This is a genomic window from Spirosoma utsteinense, from assembly GCF_014282275.1.
Taxonomy (GTDB): Bacteria; Bacteroidota; Bacteroidia; order Cytophagales; family Spirosomataceae; genus Spirosoma; species Spirosoma utsteinense.
Map to the genome: position 1 here is coordinate 35,877 of NZ_VFIA01000021.1, position 19,503 is coordinate 55,379.

The 19,503-nt window shown below is 51.7% G+C and carries 18 protein-coding genes and 1 pseudogene; 8 read left to right on the forward strand and 11 right to left on the reverse strand.

Translation table 11 applies throughout. The features are described 5' to 3' along the window. The first annotated feature begins 54 nt into the window (after nucleotides 1–54). The 5 genes and pseudogenes from FH603_RS16790 to FH603_RS16805 all read left to right on the forward strand — a co-directional run bounded on the left by FH603_RS16790 (nucleotide 55) and on the right by FH603_RS16805 (nucleotide 4,038). Nucleotides 55–1,302: a type IX secretion system plug protein gene (locus FH603_RS16790; protein ID WP_235985488.1), complete on the forward strand. Its 1,248-nt coding sequence runs from the start codon at nucleotides 55–57 to the stop codon at nucleotides 1,300–1,302. Nucleotides 1,303–1,506: 204 nt separating this feature from the next. Continuing rightward, nucleotides 1,507–2,504 (forward strand): annotated as a pseudogene (locus tag FH603_RS29275) (carbamoyltransferase family protein); the annotation flags it as partial. Between the two features lie 282 nt (nucleotides 2,505–2,786). After that, nucleotides 2,787–3,368, forward strand: a complete 582-nt coding sequence (locus tag FH603_RS29280; RefSeq protein WP_425326520.1) for a carbamoyltransferase C-terminal domain-containing protein — start codon at nucleotides 2,787–2,789, stop codon at nucleotides 3,366–3,368. Between the two features lie 130 nt (nucleotides 3,369–3,498). Continuing rightward, nucleotides 3,499–3,648 carry a DUF5989 family protein gene (locus FH603_RS16800; RefSeq protein WP_186738700.1) on the forward strand — a complete coding sequence of 50 codons (150 nt, stop codon included), beginning with the start codon at nucleotides 3,499–3,501 and terminating at the stop codon, nucleotides 3,646–3,648. Nucleotides 3,649–3,657: 9 nt separating this feature from the next. Then, a complete protein-coding gene (locus tag FH603_RS16805; RefSeq protein WP_186738701.1) occupies nucleotides 3,658–4,038 on the forward strand; it encodes an SxtJ family membrane protein in 381 nt (126 codons plus the stop codon). A gap of 60 nt (nucleotides 4,039–4,098) precedes the next feature. Here the strand turns inward: FH603_RS16805 and FH603_RS16810 are convergent, their stop codons facing one another. The 3 genes from FH603_RS16810 to FH603_RS16820 all read right to left on the reverse strand — a co-directional run bounded on the left by FH603_RS16810 (nucleotide 4,099) and on the right by FH603_RS16820 (nucleotide 7,296). Then, complete coding sequence (locus FH603_RS16810; protein WP_186738702.1) at nucleotides 4,099–5,271, reverse strand: SGNH/GDSL hydrolase family protein; 1,173 nt, start codon at nucleotides 5,269–5,271, stop codon at nucleotides 4,099–4,101. Between the two features lie 380 nt (nucleotides 5,272–5,651). Continuing rightward, entirely contained in the window at nucleotides 5,652–6,752 is a 1,101-nt protein-coding gene (gene ychF, locus FH603_RS16815) for a redox-regulated ATPase YchF (RefSeq protein WP_186738703.1), read from the reverse strand. Nucleotides 6,753–6,969: 217 nt separating this feature from the next. Then, nucleotides 6,970–7,296, reverse strand: coding sequence for a DUF3276 family protein (locus tag FH603_RS16820; protein WP_186738704.1), 327 nt, complete (start codon nucleotides 7,294–7,296; stop codon nucleotides 6,970–6,972). A 270-nt stretch (nucleotides 7,297–7,566) separates the two neighbouring features. On the opposite strand from FH603_RS16820, the gene FH603_RS16825 reads away from it, so the two are divergent. Together FH603_RS16825 and FH603_RS16830 are read left to right on the forward strand one after the other, a co-directional pair. After that, entirely contained in the window at nucleotides 7,567–8,007 is a 441-nt protein-coding gene (locus FH603_RS16825; RefSeq protein WP_186738705.1) for a septal ring lytic transglycosylase RlpA family protein, read from the forward strand. A 136-nt stretch (nucleotides 8,008–8,143) separates the two neighbouring features. After that, a complete protein-coding gene (locus FH603_RS16830) occupies nucleotides 8,144–9,055 on the forward strand; it encodes a DUF58 domain-containing protein (RefSeq protein ID WP_186738706.1) in 912 nt (303 codons plus the stop codon). Nucleotides 9,056–9,155: 100 nt separating this feature from the next. Here the strand turns inward: FH603_RS16830 and FH603_RS16835 are convergent, their stop codons facing one another. Further along, nucleotides 9,156–10,616 (reverse strand): TlpA family protein disulfide reductase, encoded by a 1,461-nt coding sequence (locus FH603_RS16835; protein ID WP_186738707.1) that lies wholly within the window; start codon nucleotides 10,614–10,616, stop codon nucleotides 9,156–9,158. Between the two features lie 98 nt (nucleotides 10,617–10,714). Here FH603_RS16835 and FH603_RS16840 point away from each other — a divergent pair, with 98 nt between their 5' ends. Further along, nucleotides 10,715–11,494, forward strand: coding sequence for a YdcF family protein (locus FH603_RS16840; RefSeq protein WP_186738708.1), 780 nt, complete (start codon nucleotides 10,715–10,717; stop codon nucleotides 11,492–11,494). Nucleotides 11,495–11,632: 138 nt separating this feature from the next. On the opposite strand, the gene pfkA is transcribed toward FH603_RS16840, so the two are convergent. The 7 genes from pfkA to pseB form a co-directional block, all read right to left on the reverse strand. Continuing rightward, nucleotides 11,633–12,607, reverse strand: coding sequence for a 6-phosphofructokinase (gene pfkA, locus FH603_RS16845; RefSeq protein WP_186738709.1), 975 nt, complete (start codon nucleotides 12,605–12,607; stop codon nucleotides 11,633–11,635). 207 nt (nucleotides 12,608–12,814) lie between these two features. Next, nucleotides 12,815–13,573: a glycosyltransferase family 2 protein gene (locus FH603_RS16850; RefSeq protein WP_186738710.1), complete on the reverse strand. Its 759-nt coding sequence runs from the start codon at nucleotides 13,571–13,573 to the stop codon at nucleotides 12,815–12,817. A gap of 55 nt (nucleotides 13,574–13,628) precedes the next feature. Next, nucleotides 13,629–14,882 carry a glycosyltransferase gene (locus FH603_RS16855; RefSeq protein ID WP_186738711.1) on the reverse strand — a complete coding sequence of 418 codons (1,254 nt, stop codon included), beginning with the start codon at nucleotides 14,880–14,882 and terminating at the stop codon, nucleotides 13,629–13,631. Beyond that, nucleotides 14,879–15,685 carry an FkbM family methyltransferase gene (locus FH603_RS16860; RefSeq protein WP_186738712.1) on the reverse strand — a complete coding sequence of 269 codons (807 nt, stop codon included), beginning with the start codon at nucleotides 15,683–15,685 and terminating at the stop codon, nucleotides 14,879–14,881. Before FH603_RS16860 ends, FH603_RS16855 begins: the two co-directional genes overlap by 4 nt. A 77-nt stretch (nucleotides 15,686–15,762) precedes the next feature. Next, a complete protein-coding gene (locus FH603_RS16865) occupies nucleotides 15,763–16,605 on the reverse strand; it encodes a class I SAM-dependent methyltransferase (RefSeq protein WP_186738713.1) in 843 nt (280 codons plus the stop codon). Between the two features lie 131 nt (nucleotides 16,606–16,736). After that, nucleotides 16,737–18,236, reverse strand: a complete 1,500-nt coding sequence (locus FH603_RS16870; protein WP_186738715.1) for a lipopolysaccharide biosynthesis protein — start codon at nucleotides 18,234–18,236, stop codon at nucleotides 16,737–16,739. A 226-nt stretch (nucleotides 18,237–18,462) separates the two neighbouring features. Continuing rightward, nucleotides 18,463–19,482: a UDP-N-acetylglucosamine 4,6-dehydratase (inverting) gene (gene pseB / locus FH603_RS16875; protein ID WP_186738717.1), complete on the reverse strand. Its 1,020-nt coding sequence runs from the start codon at nucleotides 19,480–19,482 to the stop codon at nucleotides 18,463–18,465. Nucleotides 19,483–19,503 lie beyond the last annotated feature (21 nt).

The following is a 19,503-nucleotide window of genomic DNA, read 5'->3' on the forward strand; positions in this document are numbered from 1 at the left end:
GTGCTGATGCGTAGTTGCCTGCTTCTACTGTTCGTTATCCATCAGGTTTCGTCTATGGCCCAGCCATCGCCGGATCTTCAGCCTGTCGACCGGATCTACGACCCGCAGGTGCAGACGGTGTTGCTGTTTCCGCAGGTGGGCACCAATCCCAATGATCCGGCCCTGACGTTGAACCCGCCGGTAATTTCCCTCGATGAACAGATTACGCTCCAGCTTGAGTTCGATGATCTGACGGCCAACTACCGCTCGTTTCGCGCCCGGCTCATCCACTGCAATGCCGACTGGAAGAAATCGGTACTGAACGACATCGAGTTCACCTACGAATACAACGATAACCCGATCACCGATTATCAGGTCTCTATCAACACCAAGATTCCGTTTTACCACTATCGCTTTACGCTGCCCCGCGTGAAGCTGCCGGGCAATTACCTGCTTGTGGTTTATGATGAGCGAAAGCGGGAAAATATTATCCTGACGCGTCGGTTCTCTACCTATCAGAACCGGCTGAACGTTGCCGCTGCGGTAGGCTTTTCGGTCGATCCGGCCCGGCAGTTTTCCGATCAGCAGATCAACCTGACCATCGATTATAAGGGGTATCAGGTTATTTCGCCCCAGGATGATTTCCGCGTAGTGATCCGCCAGAACTACCGCGACGACCGCACAATTATTGGCTTACGCCCGAGCAACGTACGGGCCTTCGATCAGGTGCTGGAATACCGCGTGGCAGATTTGAGCAATACGATGCCGGGTGGCAATGAATTCCGTTTTTTCGATATACGAACGGTCCTCTCCCGCGCTAACTACATCGACCGCATCGACCGTCCCGCCGACCGCAACATTGCCTACGTGCAGGTCGATCAGCCCCGCAGCCGGGGTGTCTACATCCAGAGCGACGACTTCAATGGGCAGTACGTGATCGACCATCGGGAAACGGGAAACGGCGCTACCAACGGCGATTATGTGGAGACGGTATTCACCCTCAAGACAGCTGACATTCCGGGTGCCGACGTATACGTCAACGGTGCGTTCAACCTCTGGCAACTGAACGACCGGAACCGCATGGCTTTCGACCCGGCGCTGGGCGTATATCGGGCAGCGATTCTGCTTAAACAGGGGGTGTATAACTACGATTACACGGTGTTGACGACTGGCTCGCCACCCCGGGTCGATGAATCGTATATCGAAGGCAGTTATTCTTCGGCCGAAAACGACTACGAAATTTTCGTCTATCACCGCCCCCCAGCCGCCCGCGCCGACCAGTTGGTGGCTTATCGACGGGTGGGGGTGAACAAGCGCCGGTAATAACCTATTCATATTTTCTTCCTGGCGAGATATACTACTCTACGCTAGTAGTGCGTCTATGTTAAGAATAGGTCGATAGGGTGGTATTGGTTAATTTTAGGCGATTTTTGAGTTTTTTTTGTGCGTAAGCCTGAATTAAGCTCCATAACTGCCACACCTATCCACAGGCCGTGACAACCGATCCAGGTTACGGTAGTACTATTTATGAAGATACTCGGAATTTCCGCTTTTTATCATGATTCAGCGGCAGCATTGGTCATTGATGGCCAGATTGTGGCTGCTGCTCAGGAGGAGCGTTTTACAAGAAAAAAGCATGACCCATCTTTTCCTGCGAATGCCGTAACGTACTGTCTCCATTATGGGGGCTACGCTTGAAAGACCTTGATGCGGTGGTTTTTTATGATAAGCCACTGCTTAAGTTCGAACGACTCCTGGAAACGTATTATGCCTTTGCTCCCAAAGGAGTGCGTTCGTTTCTGACCGCCATTCCAGTCTGGCTCAAAGAGAAAATGTTTCTCAAGCGGTTACTTCGTCAGGAGTTGACCCAGTTGTATGGCGACGAAGCAAAAAAAGTGAAAATGCTCTTCCCTGAGCATCACTTCTCCCACGCGGCCAGCGCTTTTTATCCCTCACCTTTTGAGCGGGCGGCTGTGCTGACGATCGATGGGGTGGGCGAGTGGGCAACGGCTTCCATCTGCCTGGGCGAAGGCAATCAGTTAACAATCCTTAAAGAGCTTCGATTTCCGCACTCGCTGGGCCTGCTCTATTCGGCCTTTACTTATTTCCTGGGCTTCCGGGTCAACTCCGGCGAGTACAAACTGATGGGGCTGGCACCATACGGCAATCCGGATTCGCCACAGGTAGCGCATTATATTGACCTAATCAAGCGTGAACTGATATCGATTAAAGAGGATGGGTCGCTTTGGCTCAATCAGGATTACTTTAGTTATGCCACTGGTCTGCGTATGGTGGACGAAGACAAATGGGAGCAGTTGTTGGGGATTAAACTCCGTAAACCTGAGGATGAACTGCTCGAAGCGCACTGCAATCTGGGTCTGGCTATTCAGTGTATAACGGAAGAAGTCGTTATCAACATGGCCAGGGAAGCCAAACGGTTAACGGGCGCAACGGCGCTTTGTCTGGCGGGGGGCGTAGCCCTGAACTGCGTAGCCAATGGCAAAATTCAGGTAGCGGGTGTCTTCGATGACATGTTTATCCAGCCAGCCGCCGGAGATGCGGGTGGGGCTCTGGGCGCAGCGCTGGCGGCTTATCATACCTACTTTGGAAAGCCGCGCCGGCTAACAGATAAGCGGGATGGCATGAATGGCTCGTATCTGGGACCTACAATAACCGATGAGGACATCCAGGTTACAGTTCGTAAATACAATGCGCATACTACGTACTACCCTGATTTTAACGACCTCAGTACCGAGAGTGCCCGCCTTCTGGCCGAAGGCAATGTTATTGGCTGGGTACAGGGACGCATGGAATTTGGGCCCAGGGCGTTGGGTGGCCGCAGTATTCTGGGCGATCCGCGTAACCCGGAGATGCAGAAAAAACTGAATGTGAAGATCAAGTACCGCGAATCGTTCCGGCCGTTTGCCCCCTCGGTATTAGCCGAACGCTGCGCTGAGTACTTCGATTATGAGGGTACATCGCCTTATATGCTGTTGGTTCATCCCGTAAAAGCGAGCCGACTGCATAGCCTGCCCGCCAATTACCATCAACTCTCCCTGCGGGATAAACTCTACGTGCTCCGGTCCGACCTGCCTTCCATTACGCATATCGACTTTTCTGCCCGTATCCAAACGGTTCATCAGGATACGAACTCCCGGTACTACAATTTGATCGAGTCCTTTCGGCAACTAACCGGTTACGGCGTGATTGTCAATACCAGCTTCAATGTCCGTGGTGAACCCATTGTCTGCACACCCGAGGATGCCTATCGCTGTTTTATGCGTACCGAAATGGATTACCTGGCCATTGGCAACCATTTATTTGCCAAGCAGGACCAACCCGTTTGGCCGGAAAAAGATAACTGGAAAGAAGAGTTTGTTCTTGACTAATGGGGCTACTGATTTCCGGGCGTTTTCCCGGTATATCGTACGCACGTAGCCCTTTGTTTGCCTTTGTAGCCTTATTAGGTTAGCTTTTTGACTAAAAACGTTTGTACTACCTCCTTAAACTAACTAAAAAATGGAATCGATTAAAGACTTGTGGCTGTTCATGAAAGAGCGCAAAAAATGGTGGCTGGCCCCTATCATATTAATCATGCTGTTGCTCGGCCTGCTGATTGTTGTTGGCGGTGGATCGGCTATTGCTCCGTTCATATACACTCTGTTTTAAGGCGGCTTTATGAAAAAGCGTCTACCGGAGCTGGATGTCTACAAGGCCAATCTAGCCATATCGACAGGACTTCTCGTTCTTTATACTTTCGTATACCCTAATCGTTATCTGCTCTACGCGGGTACCGCTGTTGGGGTAATCACCTTATTCTTGCCTGCCCTGGCTTACTGGATTAGCTGGTGCTGGTACAAACTGGCTGAGGGATTAGGCTACATAAACTCCCGTATTTTGTTAACCCTGGTATTCTTTGGGTTTTTACTACCTATAGCTTTACTGTACCGATTCTTCAACCGGGATATACTTTCACTGAAGAGTGGACGTGCCGACAAGTCGCTTTTCAAGGTCCGGAACCATACCTATTCTGCTGATGACTTGAAGAACGTCTGGTAGCTACAGATTTAAACCAATAGGGTTAGGGTAGTCTACATGAGCAGGCTATCCCACCCATTTTTAGTTAGTTAACAGGGATCTATACTGCCGGTTTTGTAAAAGTAGATCGGACACAAACTGCTCCCCTTTTTTCGACCAGTGCCCGTCGCAGGTGACGAACAAATCGGCTACGTTGCCTTTGTAGGCCAGAAAGTGGGGCAGAAGCGGTACAAACAAAATATGATGCTGGTCGCAAAATTTCCGCAGCCGGCCGTCCAACTGGTTTTTATGACCGTTCCGAATGGCTTCAATGTCATTCTGGATAGGTATCGACAGCAGCACTACTTTCCTGCCTTTGGCTTCCGCCACGATCTGTTCGAGTGAGTAACGCATCGCTAAAAAATTGGCCTCCGGAAATTGCTCGTATTGAGTTAAACGTCCTTTCGTAATCAGCCATCGCGCCGACAAAGTCTGAACGATCTTGAAAATTCCGGAATTGAGAAGGATATCAGCTTTTAATCGGTCTGCTATGGGTAACTGACTATATACGGAATCGACCACACTGAGCAAGCCACCCGTTGTTCGATTGTTCCGCGAAATGGACTGTTCAATAGCAGTAAGTGAATACTTCAACGAATAAGCGGGATAGGTGCCTTGCCAGTAAGGCCGATAGATGGGCCATTCGACCAGCTTATACGCTTGGTCGGGAGTATAATCCTGGAAGTCGTTGGCCGGCAGCAAACCTATCAGGACAACGTCGTGCTCAAACCGCTTTGCAATGTTTTTGTAAACCAAATAATAGTTGATGGGACTGCTGCCGTTAACGGCAAAGTTCAGATGTTCATGGCCCGTTCCTGCTTCCAGACGGTTCGATAACCGGTACTGGGCGTTAACCAGCATGCCTTCCATGAATGAATCGCCAAGTATAGCCACCCGTTTCTGGCTTGAGTCTCTCTTTTGAATGCTTCGTTCCCGGTCGCTGGCCCCTACCGAGTTTGAATGCCAAGGTATGGAGTTACCCATACAATCGTGGGCGGTGTGACTTGCGTTAGCTACCCGCCAGCGTCCGGCTTCTTTGCTGAAATCGCCCCAGAACATGGGCTTCCGGTTAGCAACGTCCGGACTTATATAGAAACGCCTGTATGTCATCTCGATCTTACCAAACACCTCCATCCCGATCAGAATGTGGGCACCTGTTTCCAGCAAGAGCAGCAGGAGAACGGTAGCGCTGACGGACAGCGCGCTGTTCTGCATAAACTTATAGCGTGAGGTCAGTCCCCGATACAACAAAAAGAAGATCAGACAACTAACAAAAACGGCGACGAGGATATTTCGGAACGCGAATCCGTTTACCAACTGATCAGTCTTTGAATAATACGTATCGTAAGTTGCAAGAGATAGATAAAGAATACAGATAAAGAGACAGATGGCGCTATAAGTAGGAACTCCTCTCAAAATGTGGGAGCGTTTCACGTCTGATGTATTTAAATTCACAAAAACAGTATATTAAATTACGGTGTACATAGCTAAATCGGTGTAGATTTATCCTATTCTGGCTACGTGATCATGGGAACGAAAAAGAGCGAGCTTCCGCCCGCTCCGTTAACCAGGCGCTCTAGTGCTGAAAGAAAGCCCTACGCGCTGTGCAGGAATTCCATGATGTCGCCGTCCTGAACGACGTATTCCTTGCCTTCAACGGCCAGCTTACCCGCTTCGCGGACAGCCGCTTCTGTTTTGAACTGGGAGAAGTCGGGGAGTTTCATGACCTGTGCCCGGATGAACTTACGCTCAAAATCGGAGTGGATGACGCCAGCGGCCTGGGGTGCTTTCCAACCCCGGTGAATCGTCCAGGCACGGACCTCCTTTACACCCGCCGTGAAATAAGTAATCAGACCCAGCAGGCGATACGACGCTTTGATGAGTTTGTTCAGGCCGGATTCGGTCAGGCTGTACTCGCCCAGAAACAGCTCCCGCTCTTCAGGATCTTCCATCTCGGCAATCTGCGACTCGATGCCCGCGCTGATCACGATCACTTCGGCCCCCTCGTCTTTAACGGCTTCCTTGAGCGCGTCGGAGTAGGCATTGCCATTGGGCAGCGATCCTTCGTCGACGTTGGCTACGTAAATAACCGGCTTCACCGTCAGCAGAGAAATGTCACTGATAGCCGCTTCACGATCTTCGGCCGATACGTCGACCGTCCGGGCGCTTTTGCCGGCTTCCAGCGCTGTCTTGAACAGCTTCAGCACCTCAAGTTCCGATTTCGCTTTGGCATCGCCCACGCGGGCTGCTTTGTCGATCCGCTGAATTTTCTTGTCGACTGCTTCCAGATCTTTCAGTTGCAGTTCGGCGTCGATGATTTCTTTATCTGAGACAGGATTGACCTTGCCTTCGACGTGAACGATGTTATCGTCTTCGAAGCAGCGGATGACGTGAACAATGGCGTCGACCTCACGAATGTTGGCCAGGAATTTATTGCCCAGACCTGCACCCTGGCTGGCACCTTTTACCAGTCCGGCAATATCTACGAATTCGATAATGGTCGGCACCACCCGCTGTGGTTTCACCAGGCCTTCGAGGGCATCCAGGCGTTCGTCGGGGACGGTAACGACACCCACGTTTGGTTCTATAGTACAGAATGGGTAATTGGCCGCTTCGGCCTTACCGCTCGATATTGCATTAAACAGCGTCGATTTGCCAACGTTTGGCAACCCTACGATACCACATTGTAAGCCCATGTAAATAAGTTGATAAGTCAGAAAGTTAGTAAGTCGGTAAGCGCTGAACGCATCAGTTGCTAACTGACTGATCTACTGGTTTGACTCACTAACTGATTTGCAAATTTACAATAAAAAAAGCCTCCGACGTGGAGTCGAAAGCATAAGCGGTTGATTATTGAAAGGGGCTGTTGTCCAGGGCCGGACCGATGAGTAGCGTTCTTACATAGTCTATGGATTATTCCCATTTGAGTTCACTGGCGAAATCGGTCTGTTCATCGCGTTCGGGGCGCACGAACTGGCTGAAATCTACGTCGGGTAGCAGCTCTGTTTTTACGTGATCGACAGTTTCCTGCAAGGCCTCGATGAATTTGTGAAAGTCTTCTTTGTAAAGAAACAGTTTTTGTTTTTCATAGGTAAATCCCTCGCCCTGCGGTAACCGCCGACTTTCGGTAATGGTAATATAATAGTCGTTGGCGCGGGTCGATTTTACGTCGAAGAAATAAGTCCGTTTGCCCGCCCGAACCCGTTTGGAATAGATTTTCTCCCGTTCTCGTTCGTCCACAATCAGTGAGGTTTAGTGTGTTAGTAGATGCTAAAGTACGGGCATTCGTATAAGAACAAAAAGATTTGGCAAACTATATTTCGTAGCGAAATACCTACAAAAAACACCATTGTTGTGGAGGCCGTTCTACAGATTTTTGGCTAATGCCTTGGTAATAAGACCTGTCTTCTGTATATTTGTTTTTAAGGAATTGCACTTTTTGGGGGTGAGGCTGTAGACATGGTCTACTGAGTTTGCTTCATCTGTTCTTATCATCTAACGAAAAGCTGTATGAGTTTAATCATGTCCCTTATGTTGTTTTTTGGCAACATGAAACCGACGGAGGCTCTCCCAAGCCTCATACAGAAAGGCAAAGCGTCTTTTTATTCTAAAAAGTTTACGGGTCGTAAGACCGCTTACGGTGAACGCGTCAGCCCAGACGCTCTCGAAGGTGCCCATCTTCGTTTACCGCTAAACACACTAGTTGAAGTTACGAATCTCGATAACAACCGCTCCGTAATTGTACGAATCAATGATCGGGGGCCATTTACCAAAGGCCGTGTTATCGATCTTACCCATGCCGCTGCCCATGCGCTGGGGATGATCTCGAAGGGCGTTGCCAACGTATCGCTTCGGGTTGTCGGTAAAGGTCGCGCCATCGCTATGGCACCCCTGACAAACCCATTCTCTATTCCTGTTGCTTACCAGCCAATGCTGGAACCTGTATTGTAAGCTACCTACCACGGACTTCAGTCCGTAGTACGTAACCGTCGCCCGATACTCCTCTGTGCAATTCCTGCCGGAGTATCGGGCGATCTTTTTGCGGTCTTCTCTTGGCAAAGTCCGAAACTTTACCAAAGTTTATAGAATGAAACAACCGCTGAATTTAAGCCAGGTACGGTCTTACGGTAATGTCGAATTTCTGGCTCGTCAGATGGTCGAAGGCTTTATTACAGGGCTGCATAAATCGCCCTTCCACGGATTCTCGGTTGAGTTTGCCGAGCACCGGCTCTATAATACCGGCGAAACCACACGGCATATCGACTGGAAAGTATTTGGCAAGACCGAAAAGCTGTTCGTGAAGCGCTATGAGGAGGAAACCAACCTACGGTGCCACCTGCTCATCGATACGTCGTCGTCGATGTATTACCCGGAGGCCAATTACGGGAAGATGACGTTTAGCGTCATGGCGGCTGCCTGTCTGGCTTATATGCTACAGCGCCAGAAAGATGCCGTTAGCCTGACAACCTTTGCCGATGTGATCGATCTGCAAACGCCCGTGAAATCGACGCCGTCGCACGTTCATAAACTGTTCACACAGCTGGACCTGTTGATGCTCCAGCCGAAGCCGTTGCGAAAAACAGCCGCTGCCGACGTGATCCATCAGGTTGCCGAAAAAATTAACAAGCGGTCACTGGTCATAATTTTCAGCGATATGTTTGAGAACAGTGAGAAAAGCGATGCCCTTTTCTCCGCGCTGCAACACCTGCGGCATAACCTGCATGAGGTACTGGTGTTTCACGTCACGGATAAAAAGACCGAAGAAGACTTTTCCTTCGACGAGCGGCCGTATGAGTTCATCGACCTGGAAACCGGGGAGAAAGTGAAACTTCAGCCGGGGCAGGTGCGCGATACCTATCAGCAGGCAGTGAAGACGTACTTTCAGGAGTTGAAGATGCGGTGTGGCCAATACAAAATCGACTTCATCGAAGCCGATATCGCGCAGGGGTTCGATCAGATTCTGACATCCTATCTGGTGAAACGAACGAAGATGAGATAAGAGGGGAGGAAAGGGAGTAGGGGAGGAAAGGGAGGAAAAGAATGCCATTACGCAACTCCTTCCTCCCTTTCTTCCCCCTACTCCTTTTAATTCCCCTCTATTACTTCGCTTTCACCGTGGCTACCGACGTTTTTTGGGCTGCCTGCTGCTTTTTGTGGAAGAGTACAAAATCCTCCAACTGCTCAACAGGAAGTTTGCGGGCTATGATTTTTTTGTTTTTGTCGAGTACATAAAGAGTGGGCGTGGTCCAGACGTCGTATTGCTGCCGGTAGTTGGTCCGTGACGCATAATCGTAGCCATTGAGCGCCTTTTGCAGTTTGAACTCGCGAATGAATTTCTTCCACTCGTCGGGGCTGTCTTCCACAGGGATCGCCAGCACTTCAACACCCTTCCCCTTGTAGTCATCAATAAACTTCTTGAGCTTGGGCGCACTGTCGCGGCAATGGCCGCAGTGTGGCGCATAGAAGTAAACGATCGTATAGTCGGACTTGATGGCCGACAATGCAATTGGTCGGCGGAGCGTATCGCTCACGGTGGGCGATACGAGTATTTTACCAACCAGCGTCGGCTTGAGGGTAGCAACGCGTTCGCCGATTTTCCGGACGGTAGCCGTATCGCTCACGGGCATGACGCCGGTAGCGTAATATTTCTCGAACATGTGAACGTATAAGCCATCGGTTCCCATCACCTTGGGTTGCTCATACTGGCTGGTGATGTACCAGATCGTATAGGCTTTTACCTCTTTGCTCTTACCGGTCACTGCCTTCCCGACCAGGAAATCGGCTTCTTTTATCAGAGAATCCGCATTTTGTACCGTGAGCTCTTTCAGGTACCGGTCCAGTTTGCGCTGTAGGATAGGCGACCGCACAAATCGGTCATCGGCAAAGTCGTAGTCATCCCAGAAATGGCTTTTGAAGTAGTTGAACACCCACACGGAGTCTGGTCGTCCATTGGCGGCTTTTGGGGCGGGCGGTACATTGGGTTCTGCCGACGCCTTTAGTAACTTAACCGCGAAGGTGTTGCTGTTGTCCTTGAAAAATTGCTCCCGCTGGCTTTGCGCCTTTTTTTGCAGAATAGACATCTGCTCATTGAACATGGCAGTCGATGTGGCATCGGTACGCAGCTTTCTCTGCACGTTTAGTGCCTGCGCGTCTTCCATAAGCTGGCCGAGTTGCTGCTGGTAGCCGTAGAACAGTTCATTTTCGGCCGAGCCGGTGACTTTCATTTTTTTGATAACACTGCCTGTATCGGTCTCGAAGGAGAATGCCTGATCATTGTCCATCAACAGTTCGATGTTGCCGATTTTAGGCGAAACAACGAGGTACAAACCAGTTGGAAGCTGCTTTGCTCCTTCGAACATAAAATTTCCGGCCCCATCGACACGGGCTGTATCCTGGGGTATGTATTGGGTAGCGCCAAAATAGTGAGCCAGTACGAGCGTCGTGTCTTTCAGCCCATTGACGCGGCCGGTTATTTTGAAACTTTTGGTAGAGGGCGATTGCGCCCAGGCGAATGAGATTAGTAATAAACCGGCAAGGGCGGTCAAGAAGGGTTTTTTCATACAGGGAGGCACGTATATTCGTGGCAGCGTGGTGACAAATTTACGGATTTAGCCTAAGCTAACTGTCTACAAAACGTTTGCCATGTTCCTCATAGTCTATGTTTTATTTCTTTTCTAAAACGCTTTATTATCTGTTAACGCCCGCTGGCTGGCTGGTCGGTGCGCTGCTGCTGGCTTTACTGACGAAAAATGCACGCCGTCGTCGTTTGCTGGTCGGCGCTGGCCTTGCTACATTCTGGCTTTTCGGTAACCCGGCTCTGGTCAATGAACTGGCTTTACAGTGGGAGTATGCCCCTTCGCGTGTATCCGCCGACTCGGGCCGTACGATTGCGGTGGTGTTGACGGGGGGAATGGCCAACATCGGAAAAGATGTTCCGGGCGAGCGCTTTCTGTTGGGTCGGGAAGCCGACCGGGCTGGCCAGGCCCTGTATCTGTACAAAACCGGAGCGGTGCAGAAGATCCTGATTAGCGGTGGTCCCGGCGATTTACCCTTTCAACGAAAAAACGTCATTGACGAAGGAAAAATGACCACGACGTTTTTGATCGCGTCGGGCGTTAGGCCCGCCGATATTGTGCTGGAAGGGAAGTCGAGGAATACGCATGAGAATGCGCAGTTTTCGGCCCGGATGCTTCACGATCGGTTCGGTACCAATCGCTGTGTCCTGGTTACCTCGGCGTCGCACATGCGCCGGGCTGTGGCTTGTTTTCAGAAAGAAAGCGTAGTAGTGAAGCCTTTTCCCGGCGGTTTTCTAAGCAGTCGCCGGGCCTTCGAACCCGGCGATTTCATCCTACCCCATGAGCAAACCTTCGCCGACTCCTTCTACCTGACAAGAGAGATCGTGGGGTACCTCGTGTATTGGGTAGTAGGGTATGTGTGATTGGAAGTCGTAAAAGTCGTAAGTCGTAGAAGTCGTAAGTGGCTGACGCGAAAGCAACACACGCTTCAGCCACTTACGACTTCTACGACTTCTACGACTTACGACTTCTACGACTCTTACGACTTCTACAACTAAAAATCACACCGACAAGATCTTGACCATCCGAAGCAAATCCTCATTGATGGGCTTGGGCAATCGGATGGTGTCTTTGAAAGGGGTGTAGACAAGTTCGTTGTTGACAACACCCGCCATGACGTTTTTCTCGCCGTTCATCAGGCCTTCCAGCGCACCCAGACCCAGCCGACTAGCCAGTATCCGGTCGTAAGCCGTTGGAATGCCTCCGCGCTGAATATGGCCCAGCGTTGTAACACGCATGTCTATATCAGACTGGACCTGCGCCCTGATCTTTTCGGCTATTTCGTTCGCATTCCCTTCTTCCTCCCCTTCAGCAACGATAATGATAGAAGAGGCTTTTTGACGACTCCAGCCCGCTTTCAGCGTTTCGACTACTTCTGAAATAGGCGTTAGTACCTCCGGGACCATAACTAATTCGGCACCACCCGCAATTCCTGACTGAATGGCGATATAACCCGAATCACGGCCCATGACTTCAATGAAAAAGATACGGTCGTGCGAGTCGGCAGTATCCCGAATTTTGTCAATGGCTTCAAGCGCCGTGTTGACGGCCGTATCGAAGCCAATAGTATAATCGGTGCCATACAGATCATTATCGATGGTGCCGGGAGCGCCTACAGTAGGGATGCCGTACTCATCGAAAAATAGCGTGGCACCCGTAAAGGTACCGTTACCACCAATGGCTACTAACCCTTCGATGCCAAATTTCTGAAGCTGGTCGTACGCTTTCGAACGACCTTCGGGCGTCATGAACTCTTTACTACGGGCCGATTTAAGTATGGTTCCTCCGCGTTGCACGATGTTGCTCACCGAATGCGAAGACATCTGAAAAATGTCGCCGTTTATCATTCCGTTATACCCCCGGCGGATACCAAATACCTCAATACCATGATAGACCGCCCCCCGGACAACTGCCCGGATGCAGGCGTTCATACCAGGTGCATCACCACCCGAGGTAAAAACAGCAATTCTTTTCATTGGTTAAGTCTATTTTTTATCTAAAAAGCACAAGAAGACGGGGCCTTACGGGAATAAACCCCGCAAATTTATCTGCATTTCCCAATCAAAAGGTAGTGAACGGTCAATTATCCCTGTCGATTCAAACAAATTTAAAAACAAGGGTAACCCGCAAACGAAGAAATGACCTTTTATCCGCTACCCCGATGGTAGAAGCAGGTAACGAATTCATCCTTTTTTGAACAGCCAGGCCCGCCAGATAATCCGTCCGTGATTGATGGCCGTGGGGACCAGTCCGAAATGATCGGCCAATACCTTAAACCGGTCTGTCAGGGATCGGCGATGCTGTTGAACCGACACCCCGCCCAGGAGATAGCGGCACAGGATAAAAGGCAGAAATTCGATAAGTCGGGCTGCTTTCAAACACCGGATTTCCCAATCCAGGTCAGCACTGAGGTTATCGGTCGGGTAATCGGGGGCAATGGTCCGCTTCGCTACAAAGGCCTGATGGCACACCTTCATACCCAGCGCCATGTCTTGCCAGATTAGGTTGTGGGGGAGGGTATGGGGGGTTATGGCACTTCTCAAACCAACCGCAACCGGCCCCTGCCCGCTGTCATCACGAACGAACAGCGCATCGCTGTAATACACGTCGGCCGAGGTTATCCTGATCTTTTCCAGCAGTCGGGGCAGCGTTTGTGGGTCATACAGTTCATCCCCTGCATTCATGAACCAGACGTATCGCCCCTGCGCCCGGTGCAGTCCTTTGTTCATGGCATCGTACAGGCCCTTGTCTGGTTCTGAAATCCACTGCGTAATGTGATCGCCATAACGCCGGATTATAGCGAGCGTACCATCCGTTGACCCTCCGTCGATCACCAGGTATTCGTAATCCGTTGCCTGTTGCGCCACGATACTCTGGATCGTACGCTCCAGAAACCGTTCCGCATTGTAGGTGATAGTAATGATAGATACAGTTGGCGGCATAAGGCTGAAAAGTAAACGGGTAAGCGATCAAACGTACTAAATCAGTCCCGACAGCTTAATTTTCACTCAGCAAGGATTGATATAACTCGATATGTTGCCGGGCTATATGAACTTCGGAAAAACGGCCTTCGGCCGATCGGCGCGCCTGCTGACGTAGTAGCCCCGGTTCAGGATGGGTGAGTATGAAGGCGAGTCCATCGGCCAGTTCCTGGGCCGACCCAACAGCTGCCAGGTAGCCATTCTGCTGATGGTCGATCATTTCGGGAATCCCGCCCGTACGAAAGCCGACCACGGGTGTTCCGCAGGATAAGGCTTCTACGATGGTGTTTGGCAAGTTGTCTTCCAGCGAGGGGACAACCATAGCCGTAGCTGCGTTGTAAGCCGCCACAATGTCATCTTCGTGGGTCAGGATACCCAACTGCCGGATGGGGTAGGGCAGTTCGTTGAACAGGTACGAGCGCCCCTTGCCAAAGACCAGAATTTCAGGTTTGAGATCAGGAAATTGCTGATGCAGCAACGTCAATGCTTCGGCAAAAAAGGAAAAGCCTTTTCGGCTGTCCGTCACATTCGCGCTACCAAAAAGCAAACGCGGTACGGTCGTATCAGGCGTAGCATGGGGCGTGAACACCTGCTGATCGAGTGTGTTGTGAATCACCTGATGCGGAAAACCACCCAGTAAGGTGCTGCGCTCAGCCTGGTCGGCCAGCCATCGACTTGGGTGAACCAGATGGAGTGGCGCGTTGGCATAAGCCCACTGCTTGCGGTCGAATCGGCGGGCCGACAAGTCATTGTCGCCCGGTTTTTTCAGATAGGGGCAATGATGGCAATGGGTCAGGAAATGATCGCAGCCACCGGTATAATGACAGCCCCCCGTAAACGCCCACTGATCGTGCAGCGTCCAGACAACCGGTTTGCCCAAGTCGAACAGCGACCGAAGTCCGCTCAGCGACAGGAAGCCGAAGCTGGTCCAGTGGAGGTGGATAACGTCGGCCTGCTGAATGGCGGGGTGGAAATTGAGGCCGGTACCGAACACCGCCGGAGAGAAATGAAAACGAACCGACGGGTCGCGCTCGAACGGCAGAAAGTAAAGCCGTTCAGCCACGAACCGACCAAAGGCAGTTTGTTCGGCCAGAAAATTATTAGCCAGGAACGTCACGTCCGGAGCGGGCTGGTGTCGTTCCTGCCGGGCCGACGTGCCAACGAGGAGTGTCGTCTGAACCCCATGCTTTTGTAACGCCCGGTGCAGTCGGCCGGTGGCTACGGCGGCCCCACCAAATTGCTGATATGTGCTGAGGATAACGACATTCACGGGCGGTAGGCGGAAATATTGAGTTGCAGATCCATAAGATCGTTGCCCCGGTAACGATGGTTGACCAGCGGCCGCACCCGTGACTGGTTGCTGTCGATATAATACCGGAATCCGTGGTTCTCCAGCAAACGCGTGATCAGGCCGAGCGTTTGCGGATGACCGATATAGGCGTGGTATTCGATGAACAGGTTGCGGACGTGGGCCAGGGCGTCGGCACAATCCACCAGCACGTCGGTCTCCGCGCCTTCGATGTCGATCTTGAGCATGTCGATGCGCGTTTCGCGAAGCAGGTAATCGCGTAGCCGAACGGAGGGTACCAGCCGGCGCCCTGTTTCGGAAAACATAGACGCGCCATCGGCTTCACCACTGCCAAAATCAAGCCCTTCGTCGTTGATCCAGACGGCTTTGTTTACCACATCGATATCATTGATCCCGTTGGCTTTCAGGTTCTGTGCCAGCACGGCCCCGATGGCCGGATCGGCTTCAAAGGCGATGATCCGGGCCTGCGGATACGTTTGCCGGAAGTAAGCCAGGCTGGTGCCGATATTGGCCCCACAGTCGAGAATGACCGGTTTGGCGATGTCGGTCGTGAACCGGTACGACTCGTCGGTAAATATCTCTTTGAACTGCCAGACAAATGACAGCGCGTCGGGTACCTGAAAGCGGTACCCTAAAAACGGAATTACGCCCGACTGGTGACGTGGCCGACCGGCATACCGAAAAAATAACCACAGCAGCCGCCGGCCGTTAGGCGTTTGCAGCGATCGGTAGGCGTTGGTGAACAGGTATTTAAATAACCACATAGAAAGGAGGAGGGAGGAAAGGGAGGAGGGAGAAAGGGGATACCTGCTGGCCCATTACCACCTCCCCACGATCTTCGTTAGTACGAAAAGCCGATACCTGCGCCGGGGTACCAGTGGTCTTTCGGGATTTCTTTGAAAAAGACAAATTTGCGCCCTACTTCGAGCGACAGCCGGGCCAGCGCACTTGTTTCATGGGCATTGTCGCTGAGCAGCAGGCCGCCGGTACCAAGTTTTGGCAGTACCACCCGGTACTCGTCTTCCTCGTAGGTGGCCGAGTGGTCGCTATCATTGATAAACAGGTCGATGGGCTGGTTAAACGCACGCAGGCTCGTGATCGAGTCGCCATAAAGTACCTCACCCACCTCGCCATAAGGCCCGTCGAGCAGGTAGCCCGCCTTGGTGGCAATATCGGTACCATAATAGCGGCCGGGGTTGCCTTCTTCCCGGTTTCGCAGCAGCGCCGAACAGAGCAGCACCGCACCCAGGCCTTTGTCAACACCTGTTTCAATGACAACCGCCGGTTTGCGAAGCCGCACCAGTGCATACCAGCCCAGCCGCCGGCCAAACTCTACGCGCAAATCGGCTACACGTCGGTACGACGATGTTTTGGTTTTTTCGAGAATGTGGTTTCGCAGCGTCTCGTCCGTTTGCGCTTCCCAGATGTATTGCTGCACCAGCTGGGGCGACACGTTGGCCACTACGGCTACTGTATGCGCTAAATACAACAGATTGTCGTCGGTCAGCTCATAGGTGAAGTTGGTATCCTCGCGCGACTCAAGTCCCCAGCGCAGAATCTGGCTGTAGCGGTGGTTATACACTCCGCTGGCCATCTTTAACCGGGGCAGGAAGTTGACGACAGGCGACTTCCGCACTTTGTACAGCGTATCGAGTCCAAATACTTTAATAAGAAGTTTTCGCATCAATCAGCCCACATCTTCTGTCGTGGGAGTTTAGTAGAAACAAATAGGTTCGCTATTGGTGATTGGTGATTGGTTGTTGGTGATCAGTTACCCACAGCTGAAGCTGTGGGCTGTGTGGGTTGGTCGATCATTTAACCGCGTATCTTTTTTGCCCGTTGCCAAACGCTGTTCAGCAGATCGGTCGCGTCGGGTGAAATGTTCAGGACATAGAGCAGGCCCAGAAAAAGGACTGTTATCAGGCTCGAACGAACGATCACATCGCTGCCTGTCTGCCACATCGACCCACTGTAATGGGGCACTTGTTCGCTTAGAAACCAGACCAGCGCAGTTACGACAAGTACGGCCCCGTTCCGCCACGAAAAAGGCTGCATCCGAAAAGCCACCCATACCAGTAAGGTGCGGATAAAGTTGTACGAAAAAGTAGCCAGCACCGCCCCAATAGCTGCTCCGTTGATGCCATACCGTGGCAAGAGGTACCTATTGGCCAGGATCGTGATGATGATTAGACCAATAAAAAGTACCGAGTCCAGCGCATAGAAGCGGGACGTAGATAGAATAAGGCCGTTCACACCCGTTGCCATATCGATGATTTTGCTCAGTCCCAGCCACAAAATAACGAAATAACCCGCTTCGTAGCCTGCCGGGAGCACAGTAAACAGGCTGGGTAGGTTAACCGCTACGCCTACGAATACCAGACACCCGGCAATAAGCTGGTTGAGACAGCTCTTTCGGTAAATCATCAGGATATTGGCCCGGTCGTTTACTTTCCACGATTCGGCGATGAGCGTTGCGGCTACTTTGTAAAGCGCCGTGGCCGGTAAGGCAATGACAGCCGCAAAGTAAGAAGCCGTGCTGTATACCCCTGTGGCATCCAGACCCAGCGTGTTGCTGATCATGCCCTTGTCGATGGTTACGATGATCTGCGTCGATAAGGCAGTCGTTAAGCTCAAACTGGCGTACCTGATCAAATCCCGGCGTAGCTGGGGCGTAACCGACAGATACCGTCGATCGAAGAACAGGTTTCCATCGCGGACAACACTGGCTACCATCAGCAATGTTGGAATTAGAAAGGCCAGTAACCATACGCCCAGGAATTGATCGAAGGTGAGCCAGCCCAGCCAGTAAAAACCGCCTACTGCCAGAATCAGAACCCGCTGCACGAACTGTTGCAGCAACGTACCCGTAACCGGGTCGTAGAGTAGCTTGGCGTAGTTGTCGAAGACGGCGAAATAAACCGTAAACAGGGTCAGTGGCAACAGGAGGTGGTAATATTCGACGAACAGGGGTGACTGCGTGCCATACTGCGCCACTACCCACGGCTTGCCCAGCCATAGCAGTAATACGCAGAGACCAAAACCGACGAGGGTCGTTACGCTGCTGATGATCAGGTAGCCGTTATGCTGCCGCTCGTTGTTGCGAAAGTAGGGAAAGTAGCGCCCGCCTGCGTTGTTCAGTCCCAGACTCGAAGCCTGTACCAGCACCTGCGACACGGCAATCAACAGCGCCATCAGTCCAATCTGCGCTTTGCTGAACAAGTTGGGAAAGAAGACGCCCTGGGTTAAAAAACCTACGCCTACACCCGCATAGGCGTAAATGGAACTCTGTATGGTCTGCCGTTTAATGATACCCACGTACTGAACGAGTAAAAGAGCAAACCTGTCAACGAAAGGCGTCAGCCAGCTCGTTCGTTCACTCTCCAATTAGGTTTGCTAGCGAATAGATCAAGTTAGTCTGGCCCTCATGTTTCATGACACTTGGCCGCCAACTGTAGGCATCTACCCGGCTTAGCACCTCAAATTTACGGCTTTCAGGTGAGAACTGCACTGACCCTTCAGGCACCAGCCGCCCGCTCCGGCTTCAGAGGATGTCGAAGCAGGGATCGACATGCGTGCGAATCTGTTCGCGCAGTTGCTCCACACTCAGCCAGTCGGTGTTGGTAGCGGAGTTGTAGCGGAAACCGGCCTCCAGTCGGCGACCATTAAACGCCTTGATATAGGCCGCTACGTTCCAGCCAGGTGAGGAGGGGAGAATAATGTAGTAATTGTCCGTTTCGATGGTGTTATTGGCATCGATCTCGGAAATCATTTCTTCGTAGAGCCGTTCGCCGGGTCTGGTGCCAACCAGTTTGTGCTCGCAGTCGGGGCCAATGGCTTCGGCCACGTCGATCAGGCGATAGGAAGGAAGCTTCGGAACAAAAATCTCTCCACCCCAGGCGTTTTCCAGCGCGTAGAAAATCAGTTCGATACCCGCTTCGGGCGAGATGCTGAACCGGGTCATTCCGGGGTGGGTAATGGGCAGAATACCGTCTTTCCGTTTTTCCATGAAAAACGGCACCACAGACCCCCTCGACCCAATCAGGTTACCACAGCGGACGACCGAAAAGCAGGTATCCCGGTCGACGGCCTGGTTATTGGCCGCCATAAAGAGTTTGTCGGCGCACAGTTTGGTAGCGCCATATAGACTGATGGGAGCTGAGGCTTTGTCGGTAGAAAGGGCTACGACTCGTTTGACCTTGTTGTCGAGAGCCGCGTTTATGACGTTGTCGGCACCCAGAATATTCGTTTTAATGAACTCCATTGGGTTGTCTTCGGCCGTGGGAGCCTGCTTCAGGGCAGCCGTATGAATAATAATGTCGACACCTGCGCAGGCCCGGCGGAGCCGTTCTTTATCCCGGACATCGCCGATGATGAACCGGATCGATGGGTACTGCAATCTGGGGTAAGTCTGCGCCATATCGAATTGCTTCAACTCATCGCGGGAGTAGACGATTACCCGTTTTACGGCCGGAAAGCGCTGGTAAACCATCTCGACGAATTTTTTGCCAAAGGAGCCAGTACCGCCCGTAACGAGAATGGATTTGCCGGTTAAGTCAAGCATGCATAAGTGGAGAAACGGCAC

Bases quoted from the DNA above. Each gene is read 5' to 3' on its own strand.
- FH603_RS16790 (WP_235985488.1), top strand. From the start codon at position 55: ATGGCCCAGCCATCGCCGGATCTTCAGCCTGTCGACCGGATCTACGAC.
- FH603_RS29280 (WP_425326520.1), top strand. From the start codon at position 2,787: ATGGAATTTGGGCCCAGGGCGTTGGGTGGCCGCAGTATTCTGGGCGAT.
- FH603_RS16800 (WP_186738700.1), top strand. From the start codon at position 3,499: ATGGAATCGATTAAAGACTTGTGGCTGTTCATGAAAGAGCGCAAAAAA.
- FH603_RS16805 (WP_186738701.1), top strand. From the start codon at position 3,658: ATGAAAAAGCGTCTACCGGAGCTGGATGTCTACAAGGCCAATCTAGCC.
- FH603_RS16810 (WP_186738702.1), bottom strand. From the start codon at position 5,271: ATGCAGAACAGCGCGCTGTCCGTCAGCGCTACCGTTCTCCTGCTGCTC.
- ychF (WP_186738703.1), bottom strand. From the start codon at position 6,752: ATGGGCTTACAATGTGGTATCGTAGGGTTGCCAAACGTTGGCAAATCG.
- FH603_RS16825 (WP_186738705.1), top strand. From the start codon at position 7,567: ATGAGTTTAATCATGTCCCTTATGTTGTTTTTTGGCAACATGAAACCG.
- FH603_RS16830 (WP_186738706.1), top strand. From the start codon at position 8,144: ATGAAACAACCGCTGAATTTAAGCCAGGTACGGTCTTACGGTAATGTC.
- FH603_RS16835 (WP_186738707.1), bottom strand. From the start codon at position 10,616: ATGAAAAAACCCTTCTTGACCGCCCTTGCCGGTTTATTACTAATCTCA.
- FH603_RS16840 (WP_186738708.1), top strand. From the start codon at position 10,715: ATGTTTTATTTCTTTTCTAAAACGCTTTATTATCTGTTAACGCCCGCT.
- pfkA (WP_186738709.1), bottom strand. From the start codon at position 12,607: ATGAAAAGAATTGCTGTTTTTACCTCGGGTGGTGATGCACCTGGTATG.
- FH603_RS16850 (WP_186738710.1), bottom strand. From the start codon at position 13,573: ATGCCGCCAACTGTATCTATCATTACTATCACCTACAATGCGGAACGG.
- FH603_RS16860 (WP_186738712.1), bottom strand. From the start codon at position 15,685: ATGTGGTTATTTAAATACCTGTTCACCAACGCCTACCGATCGCTGCAA.
- FH603_RS16865 (WP_186738713.1), bottom strand. From the start codon at position 16,605: ATGCGAAAACTTCTTATTAAAGTATTTGGACTCGATACGCTGTACAAA.
- pseB (WP_186738717.1), bottom strand. From the start codon at position 19,482: ATGCTTGACTTAACCGGCAAATCCATTCTCGTTACGGGCGGTACTGGC.